The sequence below is a fragment of the Luteibacter rhizovicinus genome, assembly GCF_004342265.1.
In the GTDB taxonomy this organism is placed as follows: domain Bacteria; phylum Pseudomonadota; class Gammaproteobacteria; order Xanthomonadales; family Rhodanobacteraceae; genus Luteibacter; species Luteibacter rhizovicinus_B.
Window position 1 is genome coordinate 553,973 of the sequence record NZ_SMCS01000002.1, and the last position, 12,601, is coordinate 566,573.

Sequence of the window (12,601 nt, forward strand, 5' to 3'; positions counted from 1 at the left end):
TACGTCATCTAAGGAAAGGCTTATGCCCGCTACCCCGGCATCGCGATACGCCATCTCCCGTATGCGCCAGTTCGGCCGCCATACGCTTCTGCTACTCGGCGCGTCTCTCATCATCGGCCAGGTACACGGCACGGGCACCGAAGCCCAGCGCACGCGCTTCCGTCAGGCCTATGTCAGCGCCCAGCAAGGCGGCGACACATGGCGGACCCAGGCCCAGGGCCTGGAGACCTATGCACTGTTCCCCTATCTGGAAGCCGCGTCGCTGGAGCACGACCTGCGTCAGCTGGACCGCGCCCGGGTCGATGCCTATCTGGCCCGCTATCCGAACCTGATTCCTGCGAACGACCTGCGCCGCGATTTCCTTGGCGAGCTTGCCCGGCGCAAGGACTGGACGACGTTCTCGGCCATGTATCAGCCGGGCCAGGGCGACGGGCTTACCTGCTATGCGTTGCAGGCTAGCCTTTCGCGCGGCCAGCCGCTCGACTTCAACCGCGATCTGGCCGACCTGTGGAAGAAGCCCAGCCTGCCCAATGCCTGCGATCCGGTTATCGCTGCCGCGCACGATCAGGGCCTGCTGACCACCGAACGGCTGTGGTCGCGCATCCAGACGGCCGCCGACGCCGGCAAGGGCGGCACTGTCGCCTCGCTGGCGCCGTGGCTGCCTCCGCAGGATGCCCTCGCCGCCCAGCACATCGCGCAGGCGATGAACGATCCCTCGCGCGCCGTCGCCGATGCCAAGTCCTGGCCCGACACGCCGCGCAACCGGCAGGCGGTGGTGCTCGGCGTCCAGCGACTGGCGCGACGTCAGTCAACGGCCGCGGATGTGGCGTGGACGAATCTGTCGCCCCGTTTCACGCTCGACGAACAGCAGCGCGGCGCGGTGCTGAACTCGCTAGCCCTGTTCCATGCGACGGACTTCGACGAAGGGGCCCTCGACCGCCTCGAAGCCCTGCCGCCCGGCGCGCAGACCGATGCCACGCGCGAATGGCGCGTCCGCGTCGCTCTCGCCCGGCAGAACTGGACCGCGGCACTCACGGCGCTGGACGCCCTCGACGAATCGCAAAAACAGGACGGCGAATGGCGCTACTTCCGCGCCATGGTGCTCGGCAAGCTGGGACGCGCGGGCGAATCGCGTACCGGCTACCAGTCGGTAGCGCAGGAAGCGACCTTCTTCGGCTTCCTTGCGGCGGATCGTCTGGATACCTCGTACGCCATCTGCCCGTCGACCATGGCCTCCGATGCTGCGCGCGAACGGGCGTTGCTTGCCGATCCGGGGCTGGATCGCGCCTTCGAGCTTTATGCCGTCGGCCTGCAAAAGCAGGCCCGCCGCGAATGGACGCAGGCACTGGCGAACGCCACGCCCGAAACGCAGCGTCTGGCGGCGGATCTCGCCTATCGCCAGGGCTGGTACGACCGGGCGGTATTCGGACTCAGTTCGGGCGACGCCCTGCGTCTGTACGAGCAGCGCTTTCCGCTGGCCCGGCAGGATGGCGTCGTCGAACAGGCTGGCCAGGCGGGGATCGAGGCGTCCTGGGCCTACGCCATCATCCGTGCCGAAAGCGCATGGATGACCGATGCGCGTTCCGGCGCGGATGCGCGCGGCCTCATGCAGTTGTTGCCCGACACGGCGTCCAATGTCGCCCGACGCAACGGCTTGCCGTGGAACGGCGGCGAAAGCCTTTACGATCCACCGACCAATATCGTGCTGGGCACGCGCTACCTCGCGCAGATGGCGGCGCGTTACAACGGTGCGCCGTGGTTGGCCAGCGCGGCTTACAACGCCGGTCCGGGCAGGGTGGACCAGTGGCTTGCCGCGCGGGGCAGCCTGGACCCCGACCTCTTCATCGTCAGCATTCCCTATAAGGAAACCCGCGAATACGTCGCCCGCGTCATGGCCTTCGCCGTGATTTACGACTGGCGTCTCAACGGCAATGCCGTGCCGATCGGATCGCGCCTGACCCGCATCGGACAGACCTATGCGCTGCCGACCAGCGCTACGGTACGCAAACCCGTGGCATGCCCGGCGCCGGCCGTCGTCAAAGCCGTTCCGGCCACGCCGGCCACGACCCTTCAACCGTTGCCCGCCGCTGCGTCGTCGACCGAAGAGCCGCAACAATGAGCTTGTTGCCTGCCCGGATGCGCGCTATCGAGATATCCCGGCCGGGCCCTCCCGACGTGCTGAAGATCGCCGACCGCCCGGTGCCTTCGCTGCGCCCGGGCGATGTCCTGATCCGCGTGGCCGCTGCCGGCATCAATCGCGCCGACACGGGCCAGCGCGCCGGAACTTATCCGCCGCCGCCCGGCGCTTCGGACCTGCCGGGCCTGGAAGTGTCCGGCCGCATCGCCGCCGTGGGCGCGGATGTCGACGACTGGCGGGTGGGCGACGCTGTCTGCGCGCTGGTCGACGGCGGCGGCTATGCCGAATACGTGGCGGCACCGGCGGGGCAGTGCCTGCCCGTACCGAAGGGCCTGGACTGGGTGCAGGCTGCAGCGCTGCCGGAAACCTGCTTCACGGTATGGACGAACGTATTCGACCGCGCGCGACTGGTTGCCGGCGAGACCTTCCTGGTCCACGGCGGCAGCAGCGGCATCGGCACCACCGCGATTCCTCTCGCCAAAGCCTTCGGTGCGCGGGTGTTCGCCACGGTGGGTTCACGCGAGAAGGCCGAGGCGTGCCTTGCGCTGGGCGCCGAGCGAGCGATCAATTATCGCGAGGAAGATTTCGTCGCCGTGGTGAAACAGCTCACGGACGGCGCGGGTGTGGACGTGATCCTCGACATGGTCGGCGGCGACTACGCACCCCGCAACCTCGACGCGCTGGCGCTCGATGGCCGTCTGGTCATGATCGCCCTGCCGCATGGCCGGACGGCCGAACTCGACCTGGGCAAGATCATCTTCCGCCGGCTGACCGTTACGGGCTCCGGCTTGCGCGCCCTGCCCGCCGCGCGCAAGGTGGTCATTGGCCGGGAGTTGCGCGAGAAGGTGTGGCCATTGATCGAAGCCGGCACCTTCCGCCCTCTCGTGCATGCTCTTTTCGGTTTCGCGGATGCCGCCAAAGCGCATACCCTGATGGAAGATGGCTCGCATATCGGCAAGATCGTTCTGGAAATTGATAGCTCTCTCGCCTCACCTTAAGGGCTACACATGAAACCGCAGCGCATCGTCATACTCGGCGGCACGGGCTTCGTCGGCAGCATTCTGGTGCCCCGCCTCGCCGCCGACGGTCATAACATCGTGCTGCTTTCGCGCAACCGCCAGAAGCGACGGCCCAGCGCCGTGGCGCCGGGCGTCACGCTGCGTTCCGCGGATATCTACGACTCCGCTGCGTTGCGACCGTATTTCTCGGAAGCCGACACGGTGATGAACCTCGTCGGCATCCTCAACGAACGCGGACGCGACACGTTTCAGCGCGCGCATATCGACCTGACGAAGACGATCATCGATACGTGTCGCGATACAGGCGTACGCCGGCTCCACCAGATGAGTTCGCTGAAAGCGGGTCAGGGTCTGTCCCGTTACCTCAAGACGCGCGGCGAAGCCGAAGCGCTGGTGAAGCACTCCGGCCTCGACTGGACGCTCTACGAACCCAGCACTATTTTCGGGCCCGGCGACGGACTGGTAACGCGCTTCGCCTCGCTGCTGCGTCTGATGCCGGTCCTTCCACTCGCGCGGCCGAAGGCGAAAATGGCCCCGGTCTATGTGGGCGATGTCGCCGAGGCGATCGCACGCTGCGTCGGCGACACGGCGCTGTCGCTCAACCGTACGTTCGAACTCTACGGACGGGAGACGCTCTCGCTGATCGACATTGTGCGCCGCATCCGCGACGAGACCCATCCACGCCGCGCTGTCATACCGCTGCCGGACAGCCTTGGACTTCTCCAGGCGGAAGTCGCGCAATGGATGCCCGGCAAACCGTTCTCGCCCGACAATTTCCGTTCGCTACGCACCGATTCGGTCGGCAAGACCGATGGCCTGGCCATGCTGGGCATCCAGCCGCAGTCGTTTACCGCATGGCTACCGCGCCTGCTCGGCAAGGCGGTGCGCCAGCGACGTCTGGACGACGCGCGCGGCATGCGCCGTTAATATCTCTGGCATGAAGACTTATCTGGTAGGCGGCGCCGTCCGCGACAAGCTGCTCGGACGTCCCGTGGTCGACCGCGATTTCGTGGTGGTCGGCGCTTCGCCCGACGAGATGATCGCGGCCGGCTACAAAGCCGTCGGCAAGGATTTCCCGGTTTTCCTCGAAGCGAAGACTGGCGAGGAATACGCGCTGGCTCGCACCGAACGTAAGACGGGTCGCGGTTATCACGGTTTCGCGTTTCAGGCCGACGCATCGGTCACCCTGGAACAGGATCTGGAACGGCGCGACCTCACGATCAACGCCATCGCCGAAGCGGACGACGGCACGCTGGTCGATCCCTATGGCGGCGTGCGCGACATCGAGGCGCGCATGCTGCGCCATGTGTCCGATGCTTTCGTCGAAGATCCCGTGCGCCTGCTGCGCGTGGCGCGATTCGCCGCGCGGTACGCACCGCTTGGATTCACCGTCGCGGCCGAAACCATGGCGCTGATGCGGCGGATGGTCGCCGACGGCGAGATCGATCATCTCGTTCCCGAACGGGTATGGGCGGAAACGCGCAAAGCGCTGGCGGAACCGAAACCGTCGGCCTTTCTCAAGGTGCTGCGCGAAAGCGGCGCCTTACGCGTGCTGTTTCCCGAAGTCGACGCGCTTTACGGCGTGCCGCAGCGAGCCGAGTACCACCCCGAAATCGACTGCGGCATCCATATCGAACTGGTGCTGGACATGGCCGCACGCATCGCGCCCGGCGATGCGCTGGTCGGGTACTGCGCGCTCACGCACGATCTGGGCAAGGCGCTGACGCCCGAGGAGATATTGCCGCGCCACGTCATGCACGAGCAGCGCGGCATCGAGCCGGTGCGCGAAATGTCGTTGCGACTGAAAGTGCCGACCGAATTCGCCGTGCTCGCCGAAGCGGTATGCCGTTACCACCTCAATGCGCACATGGCCTTCGAACTGAAGCCGGCGACGATCCTGAAGATGCTCGACAGCCTGGGCGCGCTGCGCCGGCCCGAGCGTTTGGAGGTTTTCCTCCGTGCCTGCGAGGCGGACAAGCGCGGCCGCCTGGGCAGTGCGGATGCCAGCTATCCGCAGGCTGCGTTTCTGCGTGCCGCGCGCGAAGCGGCGGCAGGCGTTACGTCGCAACCGTTCGTCGACCAGGGCCTGACCGGCCCGGCCATCGGCGAGGCGATGGATCGCGCACGGGTGAAGGCGATTGCGGCTGTGCCGAAGCCGATACCGTAATCCGGAGTGCCTTAGTGCTTTCTGTGGGAGCACAGAGCACAGAGAAACGCCGTGCCGTTGCGGCGTTACAACCGCGAGCCCTGATCCGCCAGCATCAGTTCCGCCGGTAGCGCGACGGCGTCGATGCCGCGCGCGAACAGCATCGCCTGAAAACGCTCGCCCATTTCTTCGGGCATGGTCAGCTTCTTCACCTGCTGGGCCAGACGATAACGCGTCGCCTCGTCTTCGGTAGCCATGTAGCCGGCTTCGAAGAACTCCTGCAAACCCGACGCGATGAGAAACTGCGCCTGCGGAACATAAGCCGCCACACCGAAGCCGGCGTTGTTGCCCGCTTCGGCCAGCGCGGTGAAATCCACGGACGACGTGAGGTCCTGCAGACCCGGGGCGTAGAAAGGATCGGCATGCGTGTAGTGCCGGTAGAAAGCGCGCAACGTGCCGTCGGTGCGCTCGGGCAGATAGAACTCCGCACGCGGATAGCCATAGTCGATGAAGAGCATCGCGCCCGTTTCCAGCATACCGCCCACGGCCTGCATCCAGTACGGCAACTGCGGAAGGACCTCGGTGCGATAACCCGCCTCGAACTCGCGACCGAGATCGCGCTCCAGATGACGCACGGCACCGCCTGTGAGCGCATCGGCGGGACGATCGATACGTGTCAACCCCCCATCGCCATTCAGTACGACGTATTCCTCGTACACCTCGCCATCGCGCACGGTGAAGCGCGTGGTCGGCAGGGCGTCGATCACTTCGTTGGCGAAAAGGACACCCTTCCAGCTTTCTTCCGGCGGACGGTCGATCCACGCAACCCGCGCATACACCGCGGGAGGCAGCGCCGCGGCAAGGCGTTCGCGCTGGCGTTCGCGAAGATCCGCGCTGGGTTCGAGAATCATGTAGCGTCGCGGTAATACGCCAGCGGCATCCATCGCGACGAGCGCACTTTCGGCGAAAGCGCCGCTGCCGCCGCCAAGCTCCAGGAAGTCCGCTTCGTCACCCAGCATCGAAAGAATGGGCTGCACGGAACGCACTACGCACTGCGCGAAAAGATCGCCCAGCTCGGGCGCGGTGACGAAGTCGCCTTCGGCGCCGAATTTAGCCTTGCCCGCGCTGTAGTAACCCAGTCCCGGCGTGTAGAGGCAGCGTTCCATGAATCGCGAGAACGGCATCGGCCCCTGGGAGGCGATGTCCTCGCGCAGCAGCGCGAGCAGGTGATCGGAATGGGCGCGCTCGTCGGCGGAGGGTTCGGGAAGTCGGGCGTTCATCTCAAGGTGCAGGCTGGGGGCGAAGCCGCAGGATAACGGATCGCCCCCTCTTTCACCGCCGCTACCTCAGAAGTCCTTCTGCACCGAAAGGTACACGCCACGACGCGGACCATACTGCGGCGCGCCCACGCCGATACCCGATCCGTCGCGGAGCTGGTACGTACGATCCAGCGCATTGATCAACGCCAGTTGCGTGTGCAGTGCGCCGGTCTTGTCGAAGTTGAAATCGTGCGCGACGCTGAGATTGAGCTGGAAGTACGACGGCATGGAGGCGCCGTTGGGTACCGCACCGTCCTTGCGCAGCCCCGAACCGAAGAGATAATCGGCACCGATCCGCGTTGTGGAATCGATGGCGTAGTTCACCCCGCCCGACGATGTGAATTTCTGGTCGTGATCCAGGTGGATGTAGTTGTTCGCGATATAGGCGAGGTCGTCGGGTGCGAAGTTGTACTGACCCGTGATGATCTTCTTACCCAGCGAGCGGTTGTATGCGAAGTTGAAGTACGCGGTCAGCGGGCCGCCATCGAAATTCAGCGTGAACTCGGTGCCCTGGATGCGACCCTGGTCGTAGTTGAAGGTCGAGTAGACCACGGCCGCACCGAACTGCCCTTCGTCCTGGATGCGCGAAACGCGGCGATAGTAAGCGTCGATCCCGGCCGTCCACTGGCTGCCCAGCTTCTGCGAAATACCGATGTCGTAGTAATCGGAACGCTCGACCAGCGGCGTGTTGCTACCGTTGTCCGGCAGTGCATTGGTCGTGCCCGCGAACTTCTCGATCGACGTGGACGTGATCGCTTCGCTGGCCGGCGGCGTGAAATAACGCGAATACCCGGCGTGCACGGTGGTGCTGTCGTTCGGCTGCCAGATAGCGCCGATGCGCGGGCTCAGCTGGCTTTCCACACGGAAGGCGTTGTACTTGTCGGCGCGCACGCCGTAGTTGACCGTCCAGTGATCGCCGATGCTCCATTCGTCCTGCACGTAAAGCGCGTAGGTACGGGCGATGACGCGGCTGGCGTCAACGATGTTCAACGGTACGGTGCTGGTCTGATTGCCGTTGTCGTCCGCGGGGAAAACCATCGCATCATTCGTCGATTTCGCGCTTTCGTACGCACCGTACAGGCCATATCGCAGCGTGTGGTTATCGCCCACCGGCGTCGAGAAATCGGCTTGAAGCGTCGTCGCGCGATTGCTGCGACGGACGTTCGATGCCACGCCATTGAACATCAGATCGCCGATATCGTCGGGCGTGAACGAGAGGCCGCTGTAACGTTCGCCCGCGGAGACCTGATACGCCGTCTCGCCCATCTTTCCCTGCAAGGAGAGGATGCCGAACCGGGTCTTTTCCTGCTGGCGCTCGTTGAGGTTCGCCGAATCGAAGTTCGTGACGTCCAGATAGCCGAACTGCGGCGCCTGGCCCGGATTGTTCGGAATCTGGAAGCGGTTGTTCGTCGCGCCAAACATGAAGCTCAGGCGCGTGTCGTTGTCGATCAGGTACGAGATGTCGCCGAACGCTTTCACCTGGTTGGTGCGGTCGTGCACCGGCTTGCGGCTGGACGTCGGATTTTCGATACCGACGTCGTTGACCAGGTAGTTCGCCGTGGCGAACCAGCTCCACGCACCCGAGCGGCCGAAGATCGTCGCGTTCGGGTTGATGGTGCCGAAACTGCCGCCGGTCACGCCAACGCTGCCGCCCGTGCCTTCCTTGCCGGTACGCGTGGTGATGTCGACGATGGCGGCGGTACGCTCGCCGTACTGGGCCGGCAGCGCGCCGGTGAGGAGCTTCATGTTGTCGATGAGGCGCGCGTCCAGCGTCTGCCCGAAGCCGCCGATGCTCTCGGGGATCAATACGCCGTTGATGCGGTACTGCAGATTCGCGTGATCGCCGCGGATATGCAGCTGCCCGTACGAATCCTGCACGACGCCGGGTGCCTGCAACACGATCTGGTTCAGCGGCGTCGCGTCGCCCAGCGGCAGCGCCTGAATGGTCTGCCGATCGATGACGTACTGGCTGCTACCCGTATCCGGCGACAGACTATTGCGCGCTTCGTCCAGTCGCGCACTGACGTCGACGGCGCCGAGCGTGGTCGCCTTCTGAGGGTTGGTCGCGTCGTCGCCGGTCCCGTCGGCCGCGAAAGCCGGCATGGCGGACAGGCTGGCAAGCGCTCCGGCGATAGCCAGGGCAAGGCGGGCGTCTTTGATGGAGCGGATTCTCATCGGGGCGTCTTCTTATTAGGGGACAGGGGACGATATAGCGCAATGTTATAATGTTACGCCAGTATCCTGATCCGAACCTTTCATGCCGCTTTCGCTTCATTCGGGGCTCACAAGGCTGCCGACACCATGTTCCGAGGCACAATCGCGGAGATAACGATGGGAAACGACAAGGAAACCTCCGGCTCCCGGGAGATCGTCCCGGCCCGGGCCATGCATGAGGAAAGCCCCGTGGCCCGGGCGATTCTGGAGTTCGTCAGCCGGATTCCGGCCAGCGAGGTACCGGCGGCGGGCCACGCCAACGCCGAGGAGGCATGCCGGAAGATCGCCAGCTCGGCGGCCCACCGCGCCGGCCTGACCGCCGGCTCGCTCGCCCTTCCACCCGGCCCGCTGGGTTGGCTGACCGTGCTGCCCGAGCTGGTGGCGATCTGGCGCATCCAGGGCCAGATGGTCAGCGATATAGCGGCGGCCTACGGCAAAACCGCGAAACTGGGCCGCGAACAGATGCTGTGGTGCCTGTTCCGCCATACTGCCGCGCAGGCATTCCGCGACGTGGCCATCCGCGTGGGCGATCGCCTGATCTTTCGCACCACGGCAACCAGCGTGCTGCAGCGCCTGGCCCAGCGGATCGGCGTCGGTGTGTCCAAGCGCGCGGTCGGCAAGGGCATTTCGCGCTGGCTGCCGATCGTCGGCGCACTGGGAGTAGGTGCGTACGCGTACTACGACACCGGCCAGGTGGCCAAGACGGCGATAGATCTTTTCAGCGGGGATATCCACGTCGAAGACAGTGACGGGGAGGCACCCGTCCCGGCAAAAAAACCTCGTAGGGCGGCCGCTGGCACGAAGAAAGCGACCGTCCGCAAAATCGCCGCCAAGAAGACGACGGTCAAAACCGCGAAACCGGCTCCGGCGAAAACCGGAACGAAAGCGCGCAAGGTCGCGGTAAAGAAAACCGCCAGCCGGAAGACCGCGACGAAGACCACGAAAGGCGGCAAGTGACCTCGACGCGGGAATGCGGCAAGCTCGTACGCCCCAATCGCCAGGAAGCGCAGCAATGGAACCGAAACGCGTCGTCCTCGTCACAGGCGGAGCCCGGCGCGTAGGTGCGGCCATCGTGCGCCGCCTGCATGAAGCGGGCTGCGATATCGCGCTGCATTACCTGCGCTCGGAGCACGAAGCCGCCGCGCTCGCGTCGGAGCTTCAGGCCATACGCCCCGGCAGCGTCGTTCTCTTCCGTGCCGACCTCGCCGACACGTCGGCGACACGCCGCCTGGTGGATGAGGTCGTCGCGCGTTTCGGCCGGCTGGACGGTCTGGTCAACAACGCATCGTCGTTTTATCCCACGCCGGTGGACTCGGCCACGCCAGAACAATGGGACGATCTCTTCGCGGCCAATGCACGCGCGCCCTTCTTTCTGGCGCAGGCAGCCGCTGGCGAACTGCGTCGTTCGCGCGGCGCCATCGTCAACATCGTCGATATCTACGGCGAACGCCCGTTGGCGGAACATCCGGTCTACTGCATGGCGAAAGCCGCGCTGGGCATGCTTACGCTGTCCCTGGCGAAGGATCTGGCGCCGGACATCCGCGTCAACGCGGTCGCGCCGGGCGCCATTCTCTGGCCCGATTCGGGTAAGGACCAGGCGGCGGCGGATGCCTTGATGGAGAAAACTCCGCTGGCGCGGATGGGACAGCCCGCCGAAGTAGCCGAAGCCGTGCGCTGGCTATTGCTGGATGCGAACTACACGACCGGTCAGACCGTGCGCGTCGACGGTGGCCGCGCGCTGGCGATCTGATCCATAAAAAAGGGAGCCCTGAGGGGCTCCCGTCAGCTTCCCTGCGGAGGAAGTGTCGTTCGTATCTCGTGCGTCCCCACTGATCCGGAGACAAACGTCGTTCCGTCGACAGGGAGATGCTAAACGTCAGCCGCCCGATGAACTTGAGATACCTCTCACGCGCATCACCTGTAGGAGCGCTCTCGAGCGCTCCTACAACAGAACGCGATTACTTCGAGCGGAACGCGCCTTCCAGCAATGCCGGCTCGAAGCCCGCGCCCGCTTCGCCTTCTTCCGCGAACCGGTAAAGCGCAGCGGAATAGATACCCTGCAGCGCGGCCTGGATCAGCGACAGCGCCAGCAACGCGATGAAGGTCAGCACGCCGATGATCGCGAACACCACATACGACTGCGTGGCGAGGGTAGCGAACACCAATGCCATGCCGGCGATAATGATGCCGAAGCTGATGAAGCCGAACACGAGACCGAGGCCACCGTTGCCGATGAGGTTCTCGCCCCACGTCTTGCGCAGCAACTGGACGCTGCGCTTCAGTGCGTCGACAGGACCGACGTTCTGGCTGGCGAGTACGGGAACGACCAGGAAGGTGGCAACCGTCCAACCAAGACCGAGCAGACCGGCCACCAGGCGACCGACAAAACCCAGACGCTCCTGCAAGGCGCGCAGGAACACGCCCACGGTGGCGGCAATCAGCGCGTAGCCAAGGATCGCCGGGAACCGGGCCATCGCCGCGCGGATACCGCCGCCGACCGTGGGAACGCCGCCGCGAAGACGCACGAGCGCCGCGGAGACGAGTGCGGTATTGAAGAAGAAGATGACCGTGTACTGGACGAGATAGAACGCGAACAGGCCCACGTAGTGCAGGGGCGACAGGCGCTCCTGGTCCAGCTGGTGCCCTTCGTTGTGCATGAAGAACACGACGACGGGAATGAAGAAACTCGCGACTACGATCAGCGAGCACAGACCCGAAAGCAACGGAAACAGCATCAGCGTCTTGTCCTGTTTCAGGACGCGACCGCTGGCCTTCATCAATTCCCAACTACGCGCGAACTTGCCGGCCATGAACCTCTCCCCTTGACTGGCCGACGTTGTAGCACCTCGCCGGGGCGTCCGCCAGCGGCGTCAGGCGGAAAGATCGTCCGGCACCATGGGCTCGCTGGCCACGGGGAATGCCGCCCACAACTCGCCCATCGTGCGACCGGTTACCGGATGTTTCAGATCCGGCGCGATATCGGCCATCGGGCGCAGCACGAAGGCATGCCGCAGTTCGCCGCGCGGAATTTCCAGATGCCCCTCGCCGCTGAGTATCAGGTCGTCGTACAGGACGATATCGACATCCAGCGTACGGTCGGCGTAACGCGGACCGCCGCGCAGACGTCCGTGTCGATCCTCGAGCGCATGCAGCCATTCGTTGAGGGCGACGGGCGGAAGGTCGGTATCGAGACCCACCGCAAGATTGACGAAGTCCGGTCCGTCGAAACCTACCGCGACGCTGCGATACGCGGGCGATACGTCGAGTGCGCCGAAGCGCGCGCGCAGTTCGTCGAGGGCCGCGCGCAGATAACGATGGGGTTCGACATTGGAACCGAGGCTTAAATAGGCACGCCCCATCAGCGCGGACGCTCGCCGCGTTCGATGCATACGCCCACGGCCTTCGCGCCACGGACGGCACCCGGCTTGGAAAGTTTCAGGCGGACCCAGCTCACGCCGAATTCTTCGCGCACGATGGCGGCGCAGCGTTCGGCCAGCGTTTCGACCAGGCCGAAACTGGATGCTTCGACATAAGACTGCAGCCGCTTGGAAATCGACTTGTAGTTGAGCGTGTCGGCGATATCGTCGGTCGCGGCCGGGCGCGTGTTGTCGAACGCCATTTCCAGATCGAACGAAAGCGTCTGGCGAATACGGCGTTCCCAGTCGTAGATGCCGATGACGGCATCGATACGCAGGTCTTCGATGAAGACGATATCCATGGAGCGGGCTTTCTGTGTGCGGGCCTTACAGGGTCCGCGACACGGAGG

General features: G+C 64.9%; 11 protein-coding genes. 6 read left to right on the plus strand and 5 right to left on the minus strand.

The genetic code is table 11. The features are described from left to right. Nucleotides 1-22 precede the first annotated feature (22 nt). From EC912_RS06580 to EC912_RS06595, 4 genes are read left to right on the plus strand one after another with little or no spacing between them, the layout of a single operon-like run. Complete coding sequence (locus EC912_RS06580) at nt 23-2,119, plus strand: transglycosylase SLT domain-containing protein (RefSeq protein WP_243649173.1); 2,097 nt, start codon at nt 23-25, stop codon at nt 2,117-2,119. Further along, the gene (locus EC912_RS06585; RefSeq protein ID WP_243649174.1) at nt 2,116-3,135 is read left to right on the plus strand and encodes an NAD(P)H-quinone oxidoreductase; all 1,020 of its coding nucleotides are present in this window, start codon (nt 2,116-2,118) and stop codon (nt 3,133-3,135) included. The genes EC912_RS06580 and EC912_RS06585 overlap by 4 nt, the downstream gene beginning before the upstream one ends. A gap of 9 nt (nt 3,136-3,144) precedes the next feature. Further along, the gene (locus tag EC912_RS06590) at nt 3,145-4,083 is read left to right on the plus strand and encodes a complex I NDUFA9 subunit family protein (protein ID WP_132142343.1); all 939 of its coding nucleotides are present in this window, start codon (nt 3,145-3,147) and stop codon (nt 4,081-4,083) included. A gap of 10 nt (nt 4,084-4,093) precedes the next feature. Continuing rightward, entirely contained in the window at nt 4,094-5,323 is a 1,230-nt protein-coding gene (locus EC912_RS06595; RefSeq protein ID WP_132142344.1) for a multifunctional CCA addition/repair protein, read from the plus strand. 65 nt (nt 5,324-5,388) lie between these two features. On the opposite strand, the gene EC912_RS06600 is transcribed toward EC912_RS06595, so the two are convergent. Together EC912_RS06600 and EC912_RS06605 are read right to left on the minus strand one after the other, a co-directional pair. Further along, entirely contained in the window at nt 5,389-6,582 is a 1,194-nt protein-coding gene (locus EC912_RS06600; RefSeq protein ID WP_132142345.1) for a class I SAM-dependent methyltransferase, read from the minus strand. Between the two features lie 66 nt (nt 6,583-6,648). Next, the gene (locus EC912_RS06605) at nt 6,649-8,796 is read right to left on the minus strand and encodes a TonB-dependent receptor (protein WP_428993084.1); all 2,148 of its coding nucleotides are present in this window, start codon (nt 8,794-8,796) and stop codon (nt 6,649-6,651) included. Nucleotides 8,797-8,952: 156 nt separating this feature from the next. Here EC912_RS06605 and EC912_RS06610 point away from each other — a divergent pair, with 156 nt between their 5' ends. Together EC912_RS06610 and EC912_RS06615 are read left to right on the plus strand one after the other, a co-directional pair. Next, nucleotides 8,953-9,792 (plus strand): hypothetical protein, encoded by an 840-nt coding sequence (locus EC912_RS06610; RefSeq protein ID WP_243649175.1) that lies wholly within the window; start codon nt 8,953-8,955, stop codon nt 9,790-9,792. 55 nt (nt 9,793-9,847) lie between these two features. Continuing rightward, nucleotides 9,848-10,585: a pteridine reductase gene (locus EC912_RS06615; RefSeq protein ID WP_132142346.1), complete on the plus strand. Its 738-nt coding sequence runs from the start codon at nt 9,848-9,850 to the stop codon at nt 10,583-10,585. A 208-nt stretch (nt 10,586-10,793) separates the two neighbouring features. Here the strand turns inward: EC912_RS06615 and EC912_RS06620 are convergent, their stop codons facing one another. From EC912_RS06620 to folB, 3 genes are read right to left on the minus strand one after another with little or no spacing between them, the layout of a single operon-like run. Continuing rightward, complete coding sequence (locus EC912_RS06620) at nt 10,794-11,645, minus strand: DUF6159 family protein (RefSeq protein ID WP_132142347.1); 852 nt, start codon at nt 11,643-11,645, stop codon at nt 10,794-10,796. Between the two features lie 60 nt (nt 11,646-11,705). Next, nucleotides 11,706-12,194, minus strand: a complete 489-nt coding sequence (gene folK, locus EC912_RS06625; protein WP_132142348.1) for a 2-amino-4-hydroxy-6-hydroxymethyldihydropteridine diphosphokinase — start codon at nt 12,192-12,194, stop codon at nt 11,706-11,708. Beyond that, on the minus strand, nt 12,194-12,553 hold the full coding sequence (gene folB, locus EC912_RS06630; protein WP_132142349.1) for a dihydroneopterin aldolase: 360 nt from the start codon (nt 12,551-12,553) through the stop codon (nt 12,194-12,196). The genes folK and folB overlap by 1 nt, the downstream gene beginning before the upstream one ends. Between the last annotated feature and the right edge of the window lie 48 nt (nt 12,554-12,601).

Coding starts and splice junctions, on each gene's coding strand:
- EC912_RS06580 (WP_243649173.1), top strand. CDS start 23: ATGCCCGCTACCCCGGCATCGCGATACGCCATCTCCCGTATGCGCCAG.
- EC912_RS06585 (WP_243649174.1), top strand. CDS start 2,116: ATGAGCTTGTTGCCTGCCCGGATGCGCGCTATCGAGATATCCCGGCCG.
- EC912_RS06590 (WP_132142343.1), top strand. CDS start 3,145: ATGAAACCGCAGCGCATCGTCATACTCGGCGGCACGGGCTTCGTCGGC.
- EC912_RS06595 (WP_132142344.1), top strand. CDS start 4,094: ATGAAGACTTATCTGGTAGGCGGCGCCGTCCGCGACAAGCTGCTCGGA.
- EC912_RS06600 (WP_132142345.1), bottom strand. CDS start 6,582: ATGAACGCCCGACTTCCCGAACCCTCCGCCGACGAGCGCGCCCATTCC.
- EC912_RS06605 (WP_428993084.1), bottom strand. CDS start 8,796: ATGAGAATCCGCTCCATCAAAGACGCCCGCCTTGCCCTGGCTATCGCC.
- EC912_RS06610 (WP_243649175.1), top strand. CDS start 8,953: ATGGGAAACGACAAGGAAACCTCCGGCTCCCGGGAGATCGTCCCGGCC.
- EC912_RS06615 (WP_132142346.1), top strand. CDS start 9,848: ATGGAACCGAAACGCGTCGTCCTCGTCACAGGCGGAGCCCGGCGCGTA.
- EC912_RS06620 (WP_132142347.1), bottom strand. CDS start 11,645: ATGGCCGGCAAGTTCGCGCGTAGTTGGGAATTGATGAAGGCCAGCGGT.
- folK (WP_132142348.1), bottom strand. CDS start 12,194: ATGGGGCGTGCCTATTTAAGCCTCGGTTCCAATGTCGAACCCCATCGT.
- folB (WP_132142349.1), bottom strand. CDS start 12,553: ATGGATATCGTCTTCATCGAAGACCTGCGTATCGATGCCGTCATCGGC.